Source organism: Pseudomonas frederiksbergensis, assembly GCF_003732665.1.
Lineage (GTDB): Bacteria > Pseudomonadota > Gammaproteobacteria > Pseudomonadales > Pseudomonadaceae > Aquipseudomonas > Aquipseudomonas frederiksbergensis_G.
Genome location: NZ_MOBP01000006.1, coordinates 465748 through 485140, shown reverse-complemented (window position 1 = coordinate 485140; position 19393 = coordinate 465748). Strand labels below are relative to the sequence as shown.

Here is a 19393-nt window from a genome sequence, read left to right as displayed (position 1 = left end):
TACTCATTGTACTTGGCCGATCAGATTCAGCACGGCGTCCGCCGCCTGGTTGGAGGCATCCAGACGCAAGGTGCGGTGGATTTCATCAAAGCCACGGGTCTGTTCTTCTCCGCCATCGATCAGCGGCGACAAGGTCTGGGCCAGGGCTTCGACCGTGGCATCGTCCTGCAACAACTCCGGCACCAGCAGGCGCTGGGCCAGCAGGTTCGGCAACGAGACGTAAGGGCTTTTCACCATGCGCTTGAGGATCCAGAAAGTCAGCGGTGCCAGGCGATAAGCGACCACCATCGGCCGTTTGTACAGCAACGCTTCGAGGGTCGCCGTGCCGGAAGCAATCAGCACCGCGTCGCAGGCCGCCAGAGCCAGGTGGGATTTGCCGTCAAGCAAGGTCAGCGGCAGATCGCGGCCGGCCAACAACTCTTCGAGCTGGGCGCGACGCTCGGGGCTGGCGCACGGCATGACAAAGCGCACATCGGGGCGCAAGGCCCGCAGGCGCTGGGCGGTGTCGAGGAACAACGCCCCCAGGCGCCCCACTTCGCCGCCACGGCTGCCGGGCATTAGCGCCACCAGCGGACCATCGGGCAAGCCCAACTCGGCCCGCGCCGCAGCGCGATCGGCTTGCAACGGAATCGCATCGGCCAGGGAATGCCCGACGAACCGTACCGGCACGCCTTTCTCTTCGTAGAATTTCGCTTCGAACGGGAACAGCGTCAGCATCAGGTCGCAGCCTTCGCGAATCTTCAGCACGCGCTTCTGCCGCCAGGCCCAGACCGACGGGCTGACGTAATGCACGGTCTTGATCCCGGCCTGACGCAGCTTGAGTTCGATATTGAGGGTGAAGTCCGGGGCATCGATACCGATGAACACGTCCGGCTTCTCGGCGATCAGGTCCGCGACCAGCTTCTTGCGTCGGGCCAGCAGCTCGCGCAAGCGACCCAGCACCTCTACCAGGCCCATCACGGAAAGGCGTTCCATCGGGAAGTAGGAAGTCAGGCCTTCAGCCTGCATCAGCGGGCCGCCGACACCGATGAACTCCACCGCCGGATGCCGGGCCTTGAGCGCACGCATCAAACCGGCGCCCAGAATGTCACCGGAAGCCTCACCCGCTACCAGCGCAATACGCAGATTAGCCATGATTAACGAGTGATGCCGCGGGTCGAAGACTGAATGGAATCACGGAACACCGCGACTTCCGGAAACTGCGCCGAAGGTTCGGCCAATTCTGCGAGTGCCTGCTCGACCGTCAGGCCCTGGCGGTAAACCACCTTGTAGGCACGACGCAGGGCGTGGATCGCGTCTTCGCTGAAACCGCGACGGCGCATGCCTTCGAAGTTCATGCTGCGGGCTTCGGCGGGGTTGCCGAATACCGTGACGTACGCCGGAACGTCCTTGCCGATGGCAGTACCCATGCCGGAAAAGCTGTGGGCGCCGATGTGGCAATACTGGTGAACCAGGGTGAAGCCGGACAGGATCGCCCAGTCTTCAACGTGCACATGGCCGGCCAACGCGGTGTTGTTGACCAGGATGCAATGGTTACCGATCACGCTGTCATGGCCGATGTGGGCATAGGCCATGATCAAGTTGTGATCACCCAGAGTGGTTTCCGAGCGGTCCTGCACGGTGCCACGGTGAATCGTCACGCCTTCGCGGATGACGTTGTGGTCACCGATGACCAGGCGGGTTTCTTCGCCTTTGTATTTCAGATCGGGTGTGTCCTCACCTACCGAGGAAAACTGGTAGATGCGGTTGTGCTTACCGATTCGGGTCGGGCCCTTGAGAATCACATGCGGCCCGATCACTGTCCCCTCGCCGATTTCCACACCTGCGCCGACGATCGACCAAGGGCCGACTTCGACACCCTCAGCCAGTACGGCCGTAGGATCGATGATTGCGCGAGGGTCAATCAAACTCATAGTTTGCGTTCCGCGCAGATGATTTCAGCGGAGCAGACTGGCTTGCCGTCGACCGAAGCCTGGCACTCGAACTTCCAGATCTGGCGCTTGCAACTGATGAAGCGGGCTTCGAGGATCAACTGATCGCCTGGGGTGACAGGCTGGCGAAAACGCAACTTGTCGGAGCCGACGAAGTAGTAAAGCGTGCCGTCAGCAGGCTTCACGTCGAGCATTTTGAAACCAAGGATACCGGCAGCCTGAGCCATTGCTTCGATGATCAGTACGCCCGGCATGATTGGATGCGCAGGGAAGTGACCGTTGAAGAAAGGTTCGTTGATGCTGACATTCTTGTAGGCGCGAATGCGCTTGCCTTCCACATCCAGTTCCACGACCCGGTCCACCAGCAGGAACGGGTAACGGTGAGGCAGGTATTCGCGAATCTCGTTGATGTCCATCATTTCGGGGGGAAGCCTATGTAAAGATTGGGAGCGCGCGACGGACGCGCACCCCTCTAGCAAATCAAGGAGGCAGTCTAGCGGCTGTGCACACTTGATATGGAAATGGTATCAGCCATCTGATGAAGCATTACCGCCAGGGGTCACTTCCCCTACTCGCTTTTCCAGTTGTCGCAGACGTCGCGCGATGTCATCGAGCTGACGGATGCGTGCCGCGCTTTTGCGCCACTCGGCAGCCGGTTGCATGGCTGTACCGGAAGAATACGAGCCCGGCTCGGTAATCGAGTGGGTCACCATGGTCATCCCGGTCAGGAAAACGTTGTCGCAAATCTCGATATGCCCCACCAGCCCGACACCGCCGGCCAGCATGCAGTGCTTGCCGATCTTGGTGCTGCCGGAGATGCCCACGCACGCCGCCATGGCGGTGTGATCACCGACCTGGACGTTGTGAGCGATCTGGATCTGATTGTCGAGCTTCACACCATTGCCAAGGATGGTATCGGCCAGGGCGCCACGGTCGATGGCGGTATTCACGCCAATCTCCACATCGTCGCCCACCAGCACACCACCAATCTGGGCGATCTTCTGCCAGACACCTTTTTCGTTGGCAAAACCGAAACCTTCACCACCAAGCACGGCACCGGATTGAATCACCACGCGCTTGCCAATGCGCACGTCGTGGTACAGCGTGACCCGCGGAGCCAGCCAACCGCCCTCGCCAATCTCGCAGCGCGCACCAATGAAGCAATGCGCCCCGACGGTCACACCTGCCGCAATCCGCGCACCGCTTTCGATCACAGCGAAGGCACCGATGCTTGCTGCCGGGTCCACCACCGCGTCCGGAGCTACCACCGCTGTCGGATGAATACCGGCAGGCGCTTTTGGCTTGGGATCGAACAGATGGGAAACCCGGGCGTACGCCAGGTATGGATCAGGCACGACCAACACATTACCGACAAAACCTTCAGCGTCAGCCGTCTTCAACAACAGGGCTGCAGCTTTACTGTCCGGCAGGTATTTACGGTATTGAGGGTTTGCCAGAAAGCTCAACTGAGCTGGGCCAGCCTCTTGCAAAGTGGCTAGCCCAGTAATTTCTTTCTCCGGGTCGCCACGTAGGGTGGCGCCGAGGAACTCGGCCAATTGGCCGAGCTTTATAGTCGCTGTCATGGATTACTTCAGCTGATTCATGCGCTCGATAACCTGGCGAGTGATGTCGTACTGAGGTTTGACATCAATCACTGCGCCACGCTCGAAGACCAGGTCAAAAGCACCTTTCTTGATGACTTCTTCCACAGCGCTGTCCAGTTTCGGCTTGAGCTGCTTCAGCATTTCACGGTCGGCAACGGCTTTGGCTTCGTTCAATTCCTTGGACTGGAACTGGAAGTCACGGGCCTTTTGCTTGAACTCAAGCTCCAGGCGTTCGCGTTCGCCTTGCTGCATCTTGTCGCCACCGGCAACCAGACGATCCTGGATACCCTTGGCACTGCTTTCCAGTGTTTTCAGTTTGGTCAGTTGCGGACCGAACTTCTTCTCGGCATCCACGGCGTACTTCTTGGCCGCGTCGGATTCCAGCAGAGCCATCTGATAGTTCAGAACGGCGATTTTCATGTCGGCAAAAGCCGGGCCTGCTACCAGTACGGTCGCCAGGAGAACCAATTGAGTCAACTTACGCACGATGCACTCCTACAAAATCCATTGTCGTTATCTTGGGTCAGACGCTTAGAACGTCTGGCCGAGGGAGAATTGGAACACTTGAGTTTCAGCGTCATCCGGTTTCTTGATCGGCATGGCCAACGCGAAGCTCAGAGGGCCCAGTGCGGTAACCCAGGTCACGCCGACACCGACGGAACTGGCCATGTTGCTCAGGCTGATGTCGTTACACTTCGTGTTGGACGACGAACCGTTTGCGTTGGTGGTGTCTTTGCACTGCGAGTCAAAAACGTTACCTACGTCCCAGAATACCGAGGTCCGCAGGGACCGCTGGTCTTTGACGAATGGCAGAGGGAACAGAAGCTCTACGCCGCCCTGGATGAGAACGTTACCGCCGAATGGCAGTGGATCCTGATCCGGGTCTTTCGCCGTGCCCGGGTTGTTACCCTGACTTGGCGTACTGCGAGGACCCAGGGTGCTGTCCTTGAAGCCACGAACCGAGTTGAAACCACCAGCATAGTAGTTTTCATAGAATGGCAAGCCGTCGGTCGAACCATAACCATCGCCATAACCCAATTCGGTGTGCAGGCGCATGGTGTAGTTTTCGCTCAGTGGCTGGAACAACTGGCCACGGTAGTCGAGCTTGAAGAACGACAGGTCGCTGCCCGGCGTTGTGGTTTCCAGGGTCAGGCTTTGGGAATGACCGCGGGTAGCGAGCACGCCTTTGTTCAAGGTGGACTCGGACCAACCGGCCGACGCCTTGAAGTTCAGGTAGCTGTCGCCTTCCTTGTTAACGAAGTCGAAAATCTCGTCAACGGTGTACAAGCCAGTCTTGATCTTGTCTTGTTGCGCTGTCAGGCCGAAGGTCAGGCGCGACGTCTCGCTGATCGGGTAACCGACGCTTACACCAGCACCCAGGCTGTCTACCGCATAGCTTGCAACATCGACATCGAGGTCTTTGTAGTCAGTGGTGCGATAGAAAGCGTTGTAACCCAGGCTCACGCCATCAGCAGTCCAGTACGGGTCGACATAACCGAAGTTATAGCGGCTCTGGTATTCGCTTCGGGTCAGGCCGATGCTGACCTTGTTACCCGTACCCAGGAAGTTGTTCTGGGTGATCGACCCACCGAGGATCAGACCGGCGCTCTGGGCAAAACCGACACTGGCGGTAATCGAACCGGAAGCCTGCTCTTCAACGCTGTAGTTCACGTCAACCTGGTCGTCAACACCTGGCACGGCCGGGGTTTCGACGTTGACTTCCTTGAAGAAGCCCAGGCGGTCGAGACGGGTCTTGGATTGGTCGATCAGGTAAGTCGAAGCCCAACCGCCTTCCATCTGGCGCATCTCACGACGCAGCACTTCGTCTTCGGACTTGGTGTTGCCACGGAAGTTGATACGGTTTACGTAGGCACGCTTGCCCGGATCCACTGCGAACGTAATGTCCACGGTGTGATCTTCGTCGTGTGGCAGGGGCACGCCGTTGACGTTGGCGAAGGTGTAGCCCTCGTTACCGAGACGACGGGTGATCAGTTCGGAAGTAGTGGTCATCAGCTTGCGCGAGAACACCTGGCCTTTCTGGACCAGCAGCAGGGACTTGACCTGGTCTTCAGGCACTTTCAGGTCACCGCTGAGCTTCACGTCGCGAACGGTGTACTTCTCGCCTTCGTTGACGTTGACCGTGATGTAGACGTGTTTCTTGTCCGGGGTGATGGACACCTGGGTCGAAGCGATATCCATGTTGATATAGCCGCGGTCCAGGTAGTAGGAGCGCAGACGCTCCAGGTCACCGGAGAGCTTCTCACGAGCATACTTGTCATCGTTCTTGAAGAACGACAGCCAGTTGGTGGTCTTGAGTTCGAACAGGTCGATCAGGTCTTCATCCGGGAAGACCGTGTTACCCACCACGTTGATGTGCTGGATAGCGGCAACGGTGCCTTCGTTGATGTTGACCTTCAGCGCGACGCGGTTACGCGGCTGCGCCACCACTTCGGTGTCGACGGTAGCCGAGTAGCGGCCCTGAGCGACATATTGACGCTGCAGTTCGTTACGTACACCTTCGAGGGTAGCGCGCTGGAAGATCTCGCCTTCGGACAGGCCGGATTGCTTGAGGCCCTTCATCAGGTCTTCAGTCGAGATGGCCTTGTTACCTTCGATCTCGATACTGGCGACCGAAGGCCGCTCGACTACAGTGATAACGAGGACATTGCCTTCGCGACCCAGCTGGATATCTTGAAAGAAACCGGTTTTGAACAACGCACGAGTGGATTCCACCAGGCGACGATCATCCGCCTGTTCACCGACGTTCAACGGCAAGGCACCAAAGACACTACCCGCGGAGACCCGCTGGAGGCCATTGACGCGAATATCAGAGATAGTGAAGGACTCGGCGTGAACTTCGGCGATCATCAATACGGTGAGAACCGCAGTTAGCAGCAGACGTTTCATGAAGTCCTTTCTTATTCCAACTGGCAATAAACAAACTGCCGCAAAATGCGGCAGATTCGCAATTCAGCGAAGCGTTACAGTCGACCCAGATCATTGACCAGAGCAAGCAACATCACCCCGACCACCAAACTGATACCGATCTGTATCCCCCAACCCTGCACCCGATCTGACAAGGGACGACCACGCGCCCACTCGATCAGATAAAACAACAAATGCCCCCCATCCAGTACAGGAATGGGCAACAAATTCAGAACGCCCAAGCTAATACTCAGATAAGCAAGGAAATTCAGGAAATCAGCAACGCCCGACTGGGCAGAAGCGCCCGCCACTTTAGCAATGGTTATCGGTCCACTCAAGTTTTTTACCGAGAGCTCGCCGAACAACATTTTCTTGAGCGAATCGAGGGTCAGTACACTCATGGTCCAGGTGCGTCGAGCACCCTCCCCAATTGCGGCTACCGGACCGTAGCTGACCTCGCGAATCATCTCTGGTGGCCAATCGACTGCTTTCACCCCCGCACCCAGGTAACCCGTCGGCGCTTTGCTTGCACCACGGGCCGCCAGGGTCACCGGGACGTCGATTTGAGCACCATCACGCTCGACACGCAGCATGATTTTGGTATCAGGATGAATACGGACCGTATCGACGACTTGTTGCCAGTCATCAAGCGCCTTGCCATCAAGTGCCAGCAACCGGTCACCGGTCTTCAGGCCCGCGGCTTGCGCCGGCCCTTTGGAATCGAGCTCCGCCAGGATCGGCGGCAGTGCCGGGCGCCATGGACGAATACCCAGCGAGCGAATCGGGTCCGGTTCATCGGCGCCCTTGAGCCAGTGATCCAGCACCAGCTCACGAGGCGACTCGGCGGTAGAACCCTGTTCACGCACCAATAACTGCAAGGTTCCGCTCTCGCCGAGGCGACGGACCAGTTGCAAATTCACCGCAGCCCAACCGGAGGTCGGCTCGCCATCAATGGCGACGATTTCCTGATTCGGGCTCAAGCCGGCCTTGGCGGCGATACTGCCCGACTCGACCGCACCGATAACCGGACGCACCTGCTCGCTGCCGAGCATGGCCAATACCCAGAAAAACACCATCGCCAACAGAAAGTTGGCAATCGGGCCTGCGGCGACGATAGCAATGCGCTGGCGCACGGATTTGCGATTGAAGGATTGATCGATCTGGTCGGCCGGCACTTCGCCTTCACGCTCGTCGAGCATCTTCACGTAGCCGCCCAGTGGAATGGCGGCCAACACGAATTCGGTGCCTTGCTTGTCGTGCCAGCGCAGCAGCGGCATGCCAAAGCCCACGGAGAAGCGCAGCACTTTGACCCCACAGCGACGTGCGACCCAAAAATGGCCGAATTCGTGGAAGGTGACCAGCACGCCCAGGGCTACCAGGGTGCCGACAATCATATAGAGCGCGCTCATCTACTTTCTCCGCAATCCTATCCAGTGCTGCATGGGGCCAACGTACGGCAGCACTTATCGCCCGTGACGACTCAACCACTGTTCGGCCAGCACACGCGCTTTTGCGTCTGCGGTAAACACCGCCTCGAGATCATTCACCGCAACCACAGGCTCAAGATTCAAGACTTCCTCGATGATACTCGCGATTTCAGGGTAACGAACCCGTCCGTCGAGAAAGGCAGCGACCGCCACTTCATTTGCCGCATTGAGCATGGCCGGCGCGCTATTACCCGCCTCGGCTGCTTGCCGCGCCAGGCGCAGGCACGGGAAACGCTCTTCATCGGGGGCCTGGAAGTCCAGGCGCGCAATGGCGAACAGGTCCAGCGGTGGTACGCCCGAATCAATGCGCTCCGGCCACGCCAAAGCGTTGGCAATCGGCGTGCGCATGTCCGGATTGCCTAGCTGGGCCAATACCGAACCATCGATGTAGTCCACCAGGGAATGGATCACGCTCTGGGGGTGAATCACCACTTCGACCTGGGAAGGCTTGGCATCGAACAACCAGCAGGCTTCGATCAGCTCAAGCCCTTTGTTCATCATGCTGGCCGAGTCGACCGAGATCTTGCGCCCCATGGACCAGTTCGGGTGTGCACACGCCTGGTCAGGGGAAACATGCGCCAATTGCGCCAGCGGCGTCTGCCGGAAAGGGCCACCAGAGGCTGTCAGTAAAATCCGACGCACACCGACCGCACCCAGGCCTCGGGCGAAATCGTTGGGCATGCACTGGAAAATCGCGTTGTGCTCGCTGTCGATCGGCAGCAGCACCGAACCGCTTTTGCGCACCGCCTGCATGAACAACGCGCCGGACATCACCAGCGCTTCCTTGTTGGCCAGCAAGATCTTCTTGCCAGCCTCGACCGCCGCCAGGGTCGGGCGCAAGCCCGCCGCACCAACGATGGCCGCCATGACCGCATCGACCTCTGGATCGGAAGCGACCTGACACAGCCCCTCCTCCCCCACCAGCACGCGAGTCGCCAGGCCTGCAGCGCGCAAATCGTCCTGTAAAACCCGGGCAGCCGCTGCTTCCGGCACCACGGCAAAGCGCGGCGTATGCCGCACGCACAGGGCCAACAGCTCACTCAACCGAGTGAAGCCGCTCAACGCGAAAACTTGATAACGCTCGGGATGCCGGGCAATGACATCCAGGGTGCTCAGGCCAATCGAGCCTGTCGCACCCAGAACGGTAATCTGCTGAGGGCGGCTCACGGCGCAGCCATCCACAACAGCACCGCAAAGATCGGGATCGCCGCCGTCAGGCTGTCGATACGGTCGAGCACGCCACCGTGACCCGGCAGCAGGTTGCTGCTGTCCTTGATCCCGGATTGACGTTTGAACATGCTTTCGGTGAGGTCACCCACCACCGAAACAAACACGATCAACGCCGCGCCGATCAGACCTTTAAAAAGCTGCGCCACCGTCCAGTCGCGAACCAGGCCAACCACCAACGTGATCACCAGACTCAGCGCCAGACCGCCGTAGACGCCCTCCCAGCTCTTGCCGGGACTGACTTGCGGTGCCAATTTGCGCTTGCCGAACGCTCGACCGGAAAAGTACGCCCCGATGTCTGCGCCCCAGACCAGCACCATGACCGCCATGATCAGCCAATTGCCCAAAGGCTCTTGTTTGATCTGTACCAGGCCTTGCCAGGCCGGCAGCAGGATCAGCAGGCCGATCACCAACTTGCACGCGGCGCTGGCCCAGTGTTCGCTGGACCGCGGGTAAGTCAGCACCAGGTACGTCGCCACGCCCCACCAGAGCACCGAGGCACCCAGCACCCAAGGCGCGAGCCCCGGCAGGACGTGCATGACAAACAGCATCAGCGCGACCACAGCCGCGTAGGCGACGCGAATCGGCTGAGCGGTGAAACCCGCCAGGCGAGCCCATTCCCACGCACCGAGAGTCACGACCAGCCCGATGAAAAGGGCAAAACCGGAACCTTCGAGCAGGAAAAACCCGCACAAGGCGATCGGCAGCAGGATCAGTGCGGTGATGATTCGTTGTTTAAGCATTAAACCCGGGCTCCAGACTCGATCTGCTCGCTCGTTTTACCGAAGCGGCGCTGACGAGAAGCGAAATCGGCCAGCGCGGTGCGCATGGCGTCGTGTTTGAAGTCCGGCCAGAACAGGTCGGAGAAGTACAGCTCGGTGTAAGCCAACTGCCAGAGCAGGAAATTGCTGATGCGATGCTCACCGCCGGTACGAATGCACAAGTCTGGCAACGGCAGGTCGCCGGTCACCAGACAGGTTTGCAGCAGTTCCGGGGTGATGTCTTCCGGGCGCAAATGCCCGGCCTGGACTTCCCGCGCCAGACGCTGCGCGGCTTGCGCGATATCCCACTGACCGCCGTAGTTGGCGGCGATCTGCAGGATAAAGCGATTGGCCCCGGCGGTAATCGCCTCGGCTTCGCGCATGGCTGCTTGAAGCTCGGGGTGAAAACGCGAACGGTCGCCAATGATGCGCAGGCTGATGTTGTTGTCGTTGAGGCGCTTGGCCTCGCGACGCAACGCCTTGAAGAACAGGTCCATCAACGCGCTGACTTCATCGGCCGGACGCTGCCAGTTCTCACTGGAGAAGGCGAACAGCGTCAGCACCTCGACCTTGGCCTCGGCACACACTTCGATAACCGCACGAACCGCATCCACACCCGCTTTATGCCCGGCGACACCCGGCATAAAGCGTTTTTTCGCCCAGCGATTGTTACCATCCATGATGATCGCGACATGGCGCGGCACCGCGGACGGCGCAGTCTGCTTGGTCTTTTCCATGAAAGATCGACCCTTATACGGCCATCAGGTCTTTTTCTTTCTGCGCCAAATTCGCGTCGATTTCAGCCACGTATTTTTTGGTCAGGTCGTCGATTTCGCCAGTGGCGCGACGCTCTTCGTCTTCACTGATTTCCTTTTCCTTGACCAGATCCTTGAGCTGGCTGTTCGCATCACGACGGATGTTGCGCACGGCAACACGGGCGTCTTCAGCGACATCACGAGCCTGCTTGGTGAAGCCCTTGCGGGTTTCTTCAGTCAGGGCCGGCATGGAGATCAGCAGCAACTCACCCAGGTTGGTCGGGTTGAGGTTCAGACCAGCGCTACCGATAGCCTTGTCGACGGCACCCAGCATGTTGCGCTCGAAGGCAACGACTTGCAGGGTACGGGCGTCCTTGACGGTGATGTTCGCCACTTGCTTGATCGGGGTGTCGGAACCGTAGTACGGCACCATCACGCCTTCGAGGATGCTCGGATGCGCCTGGCCGGTACGAATACGGCCAAAGTTGTGCAAGAGCGACTCGACGGATTTTTTCATGCGCTCTTGAGCGTCTTTCTTGATTTCGTTGATCATTGTTGGCCTTCCTCGATCAGGGTCCCTTCAGCGCCGCCATGCACGATGTTCAGCAGGGCGCCGGGCTTGTTCATGTTAAATACGCGCAACGGCATCTTGTGGTCGCGGCACAGGCAGATAGCAGTCAGATCCATCACGCCCAGCTTGCGATCCAGTACTTCATCGTAAGTCAGATGATCGAACTTCTCGGCATGCGGGTCTTTGAATGGGTCAGCGGTGTAGACGCCATCGACCTTGGTCGCCTTGAGCACGACATCAGCATCGATTTCGATTGCACGCAGGCAGGCTGCCGAATCCGTGGTGAAGAACGGATTGCCCGTACCGGCCGCGAAAATCACGACTTCCTTGGCGTTCAGGTGACGCATGGCCTTTCGGCGATCGTAGTGATCGGTCACGCCAACCATGGAGATGGCCGACATCACGATGGCCGAGATATTGGCACGTTCCAGCGCGTCGCGCATCGCCAGGGCGTTCATCACAGTGGCCAGCATGCCCATGTGGTCACCGGTTACCCGATCCATGCCGGCTGCGCTCAGCGCTGCACCACGGAACAGGTTGCCGCCGCCGATCACCAGACCGACCTGCACACCGATGCCGACCAATTGGCCCACTTCCAGCGCCATGCGATCCAGAACTTTCGGGTCGATCCCGAACTCCTCCGAGCCCATCAGGGCCTCGCCGCTAAGCTTGAGTAGAATGCGTTTATAGCGAGCCTGATAACCACTGCCCTGCTGAGCCATTGCGAATCTCTCCTGCGGCGTATTTTAAAAATTCTTTGCGAGCTGTTTACAGCTGGCGTTCACTCTAGCTTGGCGCTGCTTCAGCGCCATCGGAACACGGCTTTGTAAGCCAGTTCCAAAGGGAAACCAATTAAAAATTGGTGCCCCATCTGAAAAGAGGCTGCGCGCGTAAGCGGGCAGCCTCTTCAGGGCGACAGTTAAAAAAACCGTCTTATTGCTTGGCGGCAGCCAGCTGGGCAGCAACTTCTTCAGCGAAGTTGTCGACCGGCTTCTCGATGCCGTCGCCTACTTTGAAGTAGGTGAAGGAAACGATTTCAGCACCGGCTTTCTTGGCCAGTTCGCCGACCTTGATTTCAGGGTTCTTGACGAACGCCTGCTCAACCAGGGAAGCCTCAGCCAGGAACTTGCTGATACGGCCTTTGACCATGTTTTCAACGATGTTTTCTGGCTTGCCAGCGATCTTGTCAGCGTTGAGGGTCAGGAACACACCCTTCTCACGCTCAACCGCTTCAGCGGAAACTTCCGATGGCAGCAGGAATTCAGGGTTGGTCGCCGCTACGTGCATGGCGATGTCCTTGGCCAGCTCAACAGTGCCGCCTTTCAGGACAACTGCAACACCGATCTTGTTGCCGTGCAGGTAACCACCAACAACGTCACCTTCAACGCGTGCCAGGCGACGGATGTTGACGTTTTCGCCAACCTTGCCGACCAGTACCAGGCGAGCAGCTTCTTGAGCTTCGATCAGCGGAGCAACATCAGTCAGCTTGTCAGCGAATGCTTTTTCAACGCTGGAAGCAACGAATGCCTTGAAGTCATCCTGCAAAGCCAGGAAGTCGGTCTGCGAGTTCACTTCCAGCAGAACGGCGGTTTTACCGTCTTCTTTCAGAGCGATCGCGCCTTCAGCGGCAACGTTGCCAGCTTTCTTGGCAGCCTTGATAGCGCCGGAAGCACGCATGTCATCAATGGCTTTTTCGATGTCGCCGCCGGCCTTGGTCAAGGCCTTTTTGCAATCCATCATGCCTTCGCCAGTACGCTCACGCAGTTCTTTAACCAACGCTGCAGTAATCTCTGCCATTTCAAAATCCTCTTGGATAGGTTTTCAACCATTCCACCCGATCTAACGGGCGTTCAATTCTTCCCGAACCTTCTTGTAGCCGCTGCACGTTACAAAGGCTGTAGCTGCGCTGCCGACAAATGGTTTTCGAGGTGGCAAAAAGGGGGCCAAGCCCCCTTTTTGCTTACTGAGTCAACGCCAAGGCGTCAATTACTCAGCTGCTGCTACCGGAGCTTCTTCAACGAACTGCTCGGTGCCGCCAGCAACGTGGTTGCGACCGCGGATTACAGCGTCAGCCATCGAACCCATGTACAGCTGGATAGCGCGGATTGCGTCATCGTTGCCTGGGATGATGTAGTCAACGCCTTCCGGGCTGCTGTTGGTATCGACTACGCCGATAACCGGGATGCCCAGCTTGTTGGCTTCGGTGATCGCGATGCGCTCGTGATCAACGTCGATAACGAACAGTGCGTCTGGCAGACCGCCCATGTCCTTGATACCACCCAGGGAACGATCGAGCTTCTCAAGATCGCGAGTGCGCATCAGCGCTTCTTTCTTGGTCAGCTTGGCGAAAGTACCGTCTTCGGCTTGCACTTCAAGGTCACGCAGACGCTTGATGGAAGCACGGATGGTTTTGAAGTTGGTCAGCATGCCGCCCAACCAGCGGTGATCGACGTACGGCGAACCGCAACGTGCTGCTTCTTCAGCAACGATCTTGCCAGCGGAACGCTTGGTGCCGACGAACAGAATCTTGTTTTTGCCCTGGGCCAGGCGCTCTACGAAAGTCAGAGCTTCGTTGAACATTGGCAGGGTTTTTTCAAGGTTGATGATGTGGATCTTGTTACGCGCGCCGAAAATGTATTTACCCATTTTCGGGTTCCAATAACGGGTTTGGTGACCGAAGTGCACACCGGCCTTCAGCATATCGCGCATGTTGACTTGGGACATGATAGTTCCTTAATAAGTCGGGTTTGGCCTCCACGTATCCCAATGACCAACCAGCAGCATCAGCTGAAGGCACCCAGGTCATCGTGTCGACACGTGTGTGGATTTAAGCGTTCCAGGGTATCCCCGGAAAGCGGCGCATTTTATATCACAGGGCTGCAAAAAACGGAACCCGGATTCTCAATTCCTGGCGCGCGCCTTTATCCGCGCCCTTGGAATCCCCCAAGAATGCGCCTATCTATAGAGAGAAGCGATGCACAGAGGCTCAGATTTGCGCTGATCGTCTGTTAGAATCGCGTTTTTCAGGGCCGCGAAGATCGATCGCGCAATGCCCATCCCGAATTAGTAAGCGCCGATGAGCGCAGAGAGAGCCTGTATGACCGTCACCCTCAAAACCCCCGAGGACATCGCAAAAATGCGGATCGCCGGCAAACTGGCCGCCGATGTGCTGGAAATGATTGCCGAACATGTCAAACCGGGCGTCACCACCGAAGAGCTGGACCGCATCTGCCACGACTACATCGTCAACGAGCAGCAAGCCATCCCTGCCCCGCTCAACTATAAAGGCTTCCCGAAGTCGATCTGCACCTCGATCAACCACGTGGTTTGCCACGGCATCCCGAACGAGAAGCCGCTCAAGAATGGCGACACCGTGAACATTGACGTCACCGTGATCAAGGACGGCTACCACGGCGACACCAGCCGCATGTTCCACGTCGGCACCGTGCCGGTCTGGGCCGAGCGCCTGTCCCAGGTCACCCAGGAATGCATGTACAAGGCCATCGAAATCGTCAAACCCGGCTGCCGCCTGGGCGACATCGGTGAAGTGATCCAGAAGCACGCGGAAAAGAACGGCTTCTCGGTGGTTCGCGAGTTCTGCGGCCACGGCATCGGCAAGGTGTTCCACGAAGAGCCGCAGATCCTGCACTACGGCCGCGCCGGCACCGGCATGGAGCTGAAAGCGGGCATGACCTTCACCATCGAGCCGATGATCAACCAGGGCAAGGCCGACACCAAGGTCCTGGGCGACGGCTGGACCGCGATCACCAAGGACCGCAAATTGTCCGCCCAGTGGGAACACACCCTGCTGGTGACCGACACCGGCTACGAGATCTTCACCCTGCGCGCCGATGACACCATCCCACGCGTTTCGGCCTGATCGACCCGCACCGTTCCCAGCCTTATAGAAAGGAAAGCCAATCGATGCCGCAGGTGGATCCCGAACTCTTCGACCGTGGCCAGTTCCAGGCGGAACTGGCGCTGAAGGCCAGCCCGATCGCGGCCTTCAAGAAGGCGATTCGCCAGGCCCGCGAGGTGCTCGACGGGCGCTTTCGCAGCGGCCGCGACATTCGCCGGCTGATAGAGGATCGCGCCTGGTTCGTCGATAACATCCTGCAAAAGGCCTGGGAGCAGTTCAACTGGAGCGAAGACGCCGACATCGCGCTGGTGGCGGTCGGCGGCTACGGTCGCGGTGAGTTGCACCCGTATTCCGACATCGATCTGCTGATCCTGCTGGACAGCGCCGACCACGAAGTTTTCCGCGATTCCATCGAGCGTTTTCTCACGTTGTTGTGGGACATTGGCCTGGAGGTCGGTCAGAGCGTTCGCTCAGTGGACGAATGCGCCGTCGAGGCCCGCGCCGACCTGACGGTGGTCACCAACCTGATGGAAAGCCGCACCATCTGCGGCCCCGAGCGCCTGCGCCAGCGCATGCTCGACGTCACCAGCACCGCGCACATGTGGCCGAGCAAGGACTTCTTCCTGGCCAAACGCGCCGAGCAGAAGGCCCGTCACCACAAGTACAACGACACCGAATACAACCTGGAACCCAACGTCAAAGGCTCGCCCGGTGGCCTGCGGGATATCCAGACGATTTTGTGGGTGGCCCGTCGCGAGTACGGCACCCTGAACCTGCGGGCCCTGGCCGGCGAAGGTTTTCTGGTGGAGAGCGAAAACGCCCTGCTGGCTTCGTCCCAGGAATTCCTGTGGAAGGTCCGCTACGCCCTGCACATGCTCGCCGGGCGCTCCGAAGACCGCTTGCTGTTCGACCACCAGCGCTCCATTGCCGGGCTGCTGGGTTTTGAAGGCGATGACGCCAAGCAAGCCATCGAAAACTTCATGCAACAGTATTACCGGGTGGTCATGAGCATCGCCCAGCTCAGCGACCTGATCATCCAGCATTTCGAGGAAGTCATCCTCGCGCCGGAAGATGAAGCGCCGCCGCAGCCGATCAATTCGCGGTTCCAACTGCACGATGGGTACATCGAGGCGCGCAACAACAACGTGTTCCGCCGCACGCCGTTCGCCATGCTCGAAATCTTCGTGCTGATGGCCCAACAGCCGGAAATCAAAGGTGTTCGCGCCGATACCATCCGCCTGCTGCGGGAAAACCGGCACCTGATCGACGACGATTTCCGCAACGATATCCGCAACACCAGCCTGTTTATCGAGCTGTTCAAGTGCAAGATCGGTATACATCGCAACCTGCGGCGGATGAACCGTTACGGCATCCTCGGGCGCTATTTGCCGGAGTTCGGCTTTATTGTCGGGCAAATGCAGCACGACCTGTTCCACATCTATACGGTCGATGCCCACACCCTGAACCTGATCAAGCACCTGCGTAAGTTGCAGTACACCCAGGTGTCAGAAAAATTCCCGCTGGCCAGCAAGCTCATGGCCAAGCTGCCCAAACCTGAATTGATCTACCTGGCCGGCCTGTACCACGACATCGGCAAGGGTCGCCACGGCGATCATTCGGACATCGGTGCCGTCGATGCCGAAGCCTTTTGCCAGCGCCACCAATTGCCGTCGTGGGACAGCCGCCTGATTGTCTGGCTGGTGCAGAACCATCTGGTGATGTCGACCACCGCCCAGCGCAAGGACTTGTCCGACCCGCAGGTGATCCACGATTTCGCGCAGATTGTCGGTGATGAAACCCATCTCGATTATCTGTACGTGCTGACCGTCGCCGACATCAACGCCACCAACCCGACGCTGTGGAATTCCTGGCGCGCCAGCCTGTTGCGCCAGCTCTACACCGAAACCAAGCGCGCCTTGCGCCGCGGCCTGGAAAACCCGGTGGACCGCGAAGAGCAGATCCGCCAGACCCAGAGCGCCGCCCTGGACATCCTGGTGCGCGGCGGCACCGATCCGGATGACGTAGAGCAGTTGTGGTCGCAATTGGGCGACGACTATTTCCTGCGCCACACCGCCGGCGACGTGGCCTGGCACAGCGACGCGATCCTGCAGCAGCCAGCCGATGGCGGGCCGCTGGTGCTGATCAAGGAAACCACCCAGCGCGAATTCGAGGGCGGCACGCAGATCTTCATCTATGCGCCGGATCAGCATGACTTCTTCGCCGTGACCGTGGCGGCGATGGACCAGCTCAACCTGAACATCCACGACGCCCGGGTCATCACCTCCAGCAGCCAGTTCACCCTCGACACCTACATCGTGCTCGACACCGACGGCGACTCGATCGGCGACAACCCGGCGCGGGTCAAGCAGATCCGCGACGGTCTGACCGAAGCCCTGCGCAACCCGGACGACTACCCGACGATCATCCAGCGCCGGGTGCCGCGCCAGCTCAAGCATTTCGCGTTTGCGCCCCAGGTGACGATCCACAACGATGCTCAGCGTCCGGTGACCGTGCTGGAACTCAGCGCGCCGGATCGCCCGGGGCTTTTGGCGCGGATTGGCACGATTTTCCTGGAGTTCGACCTGTCGCTGCAGAACGCCAAAATTGCGACCTTGGGCGAGCGGGTGGAAGACGTGTTCTTCATCACCGACGCCCACAACCAGCCGCTGTCCGACCCACTGCTGTGCAGCCGTTTGCAGGATGCGATCGTTGAACAGCTCAGCGTCAGCCACGAACCCGGAATTGCATTGTCGCGACTGAGTATCTGAACTAACAAACTTTCCCTGTGGGAATGGGCAACCCCAAGAATGCTCAGTTAAGCAAATCCCATGTGGGAGCGAGCTTGCTCGCGATAGCGGCGGATCAGCACACATTGATGTTGAATGTGCCGCCCTCATCGCGAGCAAGCTCGCTCCCACAGGTTTTGTGTCTTGACTGAGATTGGAGCCCCCCACATTATACGAGGCCCCGCATGAACAACGCTCTGAACCAGTTGCAGCCCTACCCGTTCGAGAAGCTCCGCGCCCTGCTCGGCAGCGTAACGCCAAACCCGGACAAGCGCCCGATTGCATTGTCCATCGGCGAGCCGAAGCACCGTTCGCCAAGCTTTGTCGCCGAAGCCCTGGCCAACAATCTGGATCAGATGGCCGTGTACCCGACCACCCTCGGCATCCCGGCCCTGCGTGAGGCCATCGCAGCCTGGTGCGAACGTCGTTTCAACGTGCCGAACGGCTGGCTCGACGCGGCGCGCAATGTGCTGCCAGTCAACGGCACCCGCGAAGCGCTGTTCGCCTTCACCCAGACCGTGGTCAACCGTGGCGACGATGCCCTGGTGGTCAGCCCGAACCCGTTCTACCAGATCTACGAAGGTGCGGCGTTCCTCGCCGGCGCCAAGCCGCACTACCTGCCGTGTCTGGACGAAAACGGCTTCAACCCGGATTTCGACGCCGTTTCGCCAGACATCTGGAAACGCTGCCAGATCCTGTTCCTGTGCTCGCCGGGCAACCCGACCGGCGCACTGATCCCGGTCGACACCCTGAAAAAACTGATCGCCCTGGCCGATGAATACGACTTCGTGATCGCCGCCGACGAGTGCTACAGCGAACTCTATTTCGACGAACAAACCCCGCCGCCGGGCCTGCTCAGCGCCTGCGTGGAACTGGGTCGCCAGGACTTCAAACGCTGCGTGGTTTTTCACAGCCTGTCCAAACGCTCCAACCTGCCGGGCCTGCGTTCGGGTTTTGTCGCCGGTGATGCCGACATTCTCAAAGGCTTCCTGCTGTACCGCACTTACCATGGCTGCGCGATGCCGGTTCAGACGCAACTGGCCAGCGTCGCCGCGTGGAACGACGAAGTGCACGTACGGGCGAACCGTGCGTTGTATCGCGAAAAGTACGATGCAGTACTGGAAATCCTCAGCCCTGTCATGGACGTGCAGCGCCCGGACGGCGGTTTTTACCTGTGGCCGAATATCGACGGTGATGACGAGGCGTTCTGCCGTGATTTGTTCGTCAAAGAACACGTGACGGTAGTGCCGGGTTCTTATTTGTCCCGCGATGTGGATGGCTTCAATCCAGGCGCCGGGCGCATCCGTATGGCCCTGGTTGCACCGCTGGCAGAATGCGTTGAAGCCGCCGAACGAATTCGCGCCTTTATTACCAACAAGTAATCAAATAACAGCCCGCACGGTGCAATGCCGTGCGGTTTTTTAAACATCAAGTAACAGCCTCAGCCAAATTAAACTTAACAAGCCCCCTGATCTCGCTTAGCCTTT

17 protein-coding genes are annotated in these 19393 nt (G+C 58.9%); 3 read left to right on the top strand and 14 right to left on the bottom strand.

Translation table 11 applies throughout. The features are described from left to right. Positions 1-3: 3 nt before the first annotated feature. From lpxB to rpsB, 14 genes are all read right to left on the bottom strand, one after another. Positions 4-1134, bottom strand: a complete 1131-nt coding sequence (gene lpxB, locus BK665_RS12185; RefSeq protein ID WP_123405768.1) for a lipid-A-disaccharide synthase — start codon at positions 1132-1134, stop codon at positions 4-6. 2 nt (positions 1135-1136) lie between these two features. Further along, the gene (gene lpxA / locus BK665_RS12180) at positions 1137-1913 is read right to left on the bottom strand and encodes an acyl-ACP--UDP-N-acetylglucosamine O-acyltransferase (protein ID WP_123405766.1); all 777 of its coding nucleotides are present in this window, start codon (positions 1911-1913) and stop codon (positions 1137-1139) included. Continuing rightward, positions 1910-2350, bottom strand: coding sequence for a 3-hydroxyacyl-ACP dehydratase FabZ (gene fabZ, locus BK665_RS12175; protein ID WP_017336708.1), 441 nt, complete (start codon positions 2348-2350; stop codon positions 1910-1912). Before fabZ ends, lpxA begins: the two co-directional genes overlap by 4 nt. Before the next feature lie 108 nt (positions 2351-2458). Continuing rightward, positions 2459-3514 (bottom strand): UDP-3-O-(3-hydroxymyristoyl)glucosamine N-acyltransferase, encoded by a 1056-nt coding sequence (gene lpxD, locus BK665_RS12170; protein ID WP_123405764.1) that lies wholly within the window; start codon positions 3512-3514, stop codon positions 2459-2461. 3 nt (positions 3515-3517) lie between these two features. Further along, positions 3518-4021, bottom strand: coding sequence for an OmpH/Skp family outer membrane protein (locus tag BK665_RS12165; protein WP_054047181.1), 504 nt, complete (start codon positions 4019-4021; stop codon positions 3518-3520). A gap of 45 nt (positions 4022-4066) precedes the next feature. After that, a complete protein-coding gene (bamA, locus tag BK665_RS12160) occupies positions 4067-6442 on the bottom strand; it encodes an outer membrane protein assembly factor BamA (protein WP_123405762.1) in 2376 nt (791 codons plus the stop codon). Positions 6443-6516: 74 nt separating this feature from the next. Next, positions 6517-7869, bottom strand: a complete 1353-nt coding sequence (gene rseP / locus BK665_RS12155) for a sigma E protease regulator RseP (RefSeq protein ID WP_123405760.1) — start codon at positions 7867-7869, stop codon at positions 6517-6519. Between the two features lie 54 nt (positions 7870-7923). After that, complete coding sequence (gene ispC, locus BK665_RS12150) at positions 7924-9114, bottom strand: 1-deoxy-D-xylulose-5-phosphate reductoisomerase (protein WP_123405758.1); 1191 nt, start codon at positions 9112-9114, stop codon at positions 7924-7926. After that, entirely contained in the window at positions 9111-9917 is an 807-nt protein-coding gene (locus tag BK665_RS12145) for a phosphatidate cytidylyltransferase (protein ID WP_123405756.1), read from the bottom strand. Before BK665_RS12145 ends, ispC begins: the two co-directional genes overlap by 4 nt. After that, a complete protein-coding gene (gene uppS / locus BK665_RS12140) occupies positions 9917-10672 on the bottom strand; it encodes a polyprenyl diphosphate synthase (protein ID WP_123405754.1) in 756 nt (251 codons plus the stop codon). The genes BK665_RS12145 and uppS overlap by 1 nt, the downstream gene beginning before the upstream one ends. Positions 10673-10685: 13 nt before the next feature. Then, on the bottom strand, positions 10686-11243 hold the full coding sequence (gene frr / locus BK665_RS12135) for a ribosome recycling factor (RefSeq protein ID WP_084322273.1): 558 nt from the start codon (positions 11241-11243) through the stop codon (positions 10686-10688). Then, positions 11240-11983, bottom strand: a complete 744-nt coding sequence (gene pyrH / locus BK665_RS12130; protein ID WP_003172271.1) for a UMP kinase — start codon at positions 11981-11983, stop codon at positions 11240-11242. The genes frr and pyrH overlap by 4 nt, the downstream gene beginning before the upstream one ends. A gap of 211 nt (positions 11984-12194) precedes the next feature. Then, positions 12195-13058: a translation elongation factor Ts gene (tsf, locus tag BK665_RS12125; RefSeq protein ID WP_123405753.1), complete on the bottom strand. Its 864-nt coding sequence runs from the start codon at positions 13056-13058 to the stop codon at positions 12195-12197. A 189-nt stretch (positions 13059-13247) separates the two neighbouring features. Then, a complete protein-coding gene (rpsB, locus tag BK665_RS12120) occupies positions 13248-13985 on the bottom strand; it encodes a 30S ribosomal protein S2 (RefSeq protein ID WP_003219330.1) in 738 nt (245 codons plus the stop codon). 373 nt (positions 13986-14358) lie between these two features. Here rpsB and map point away from each other — a divergent pair, with 373 nt between their 5' ends. The 3 genes from map to dapC all read left to right on the top strand — a co-directional run bounded on the left by map (position 14359) and on the right by dapC (position 19288). Next, positions 14359-15141, top strand: coding sequence for a type I methionyl aminopeptidase (gene map / locus BK665_RS12115; protein WP_123405751.1), 783 nt, complete (start codon positions 14359-14361; stop codon positions 15139-15141). Positions 15142-15185: 44 nt separating this feature from the next. Beyond that, positions 15186-17888: a [protein-PII] uridylyltransferase gene (locus tag BK665_RS12110; RefSeq protein WP_123405749.1), complete on the top strand. Its 2703-nt coding sequence runs from the start codon at positions 15186-15188 to the stop codon at positions 17886-17888. Positions 17889-18091: 203 nt separating this feature from the next. Then, positions 18092-19288 (top strand): succinyldiaminopimelate transaminase, encoded by a 1197-nt coding sequence (dapC, locus tag BK665_RS12105; protein WP_123405747.1) that lies wholly within the window; start codon positions 18092-18094, stop codon positions 19286-19288. Positions 19289-19393 lie beyond the last annotated feature (105 nt).

What these genes read in the sequence shown, in the direction of transcription:
- lpxB (WP_123405768.1), bottom strand. Translation starts at nt 1,134, where the DNA reads ATGGCTAATCTGCGTATTGCGCTGGTAGCGGGTGAGGCTTCCGGTGAC.
- lpxA (WP_123405766.1), bottom strand. Translation starts at nt 1,913, where the DNA reads ATGAGTTTGATTGACCCTCGCGCAATCATCGATCCTACGGCCGTACTG.
- fabZ (WP_017336708.1), bottom strand. Translation starts at nt 2,350, where the DNA reads ATGATGGACATCAACGAGATTCGCGAATACCTGCCTCACCGTTACCCG.
- lpxD (WP_123405764.1), bottom strand. Translation starts at nt 3,514, where the DNA reads ATGACAGCGACTATAAAGCTCGGCCAATTGGCCGAGTTCCTCGGCGCC.
- bamA (WP_123405762.1), bottom strand. Translation starts at nt 6,442, where the DNA reads ATGAAACGTCTGCTGCTAACTGCGGTTCTCACCGTATTGATGATCGCC.
- rseP (WP_123405760.1), bottom strand. Translation starts at nt 7,869, where the DNA reads ATGAGCGCGCTCTATATGATTGTCGGCACCCTGGTAGCCCTGGGCGTG.
- BK665_RS12145 (WP_123405756.1), bottom strand. Translation starts at nt 9,917, where the DNA reads ATGCTTAAACAACGAATCATCACCGCACTGATCCTGCTGCCGATCGCC.
- uppS (WP_123405754.1), bottom strand. Translation starts at nt 10,672, where the DNA reads ATGGAAAAGACCAAGCAGACTGCGCCGTCCGCGGTGCCGCGCCATGTC.
- frr (WP_084322273.1), bottom strand. Translation starts at nt 11,243, where the DNA reads ATGATCAACGAAATCAAGAAAGACGCTCAAGAGCGCATGAAAAAATCC.
- pyrH (WP_003172271.1), bottom strand. Translation starts at nt 11,983, where the DNA reads ATGGCTCAGCAGGGCAGTGGTTATCAGGCTCGCTATAAACGCATTCTA.
- tsf (WP_123405753.1), bottom strand. Translation starts at nt 13,058, where the DNA reads ATGGCAGAGATTACTGCAGCGTTGGTTAAAGAACTGCGTGAGCGTACT.
- rpsB (WP_003219330.1), bottom strand. Translation starts at nt 13,985, where the DNA reads ATGTCCCAAGTCAACATGCGCGATATGCTGAAGGCCGGTGTGCACTTC.
- map (WP_123405751.1), top strand. Translation starts at nt 14,359, where the DNA reads ATGACCGTCACCCTCAAAACCCCCGAGGACATCGCAAAAATGCGGATC.
- BK665_RS12110 (WP_123405749.1), top strand. Translation starts at nt 15,186, where the DNA reads ATGCCGCAGGTGGATCCCGAACTCTTCGACCGTGGCCAGTTCCAGGCG.
- dapC (WP_123405747.1), top strand. Translation starts at nt 18,092, where the DNA reads ATGAACAACGCTCTGAACCAGTTGCAGCCCTACCCGTTCGAGAAGCTC.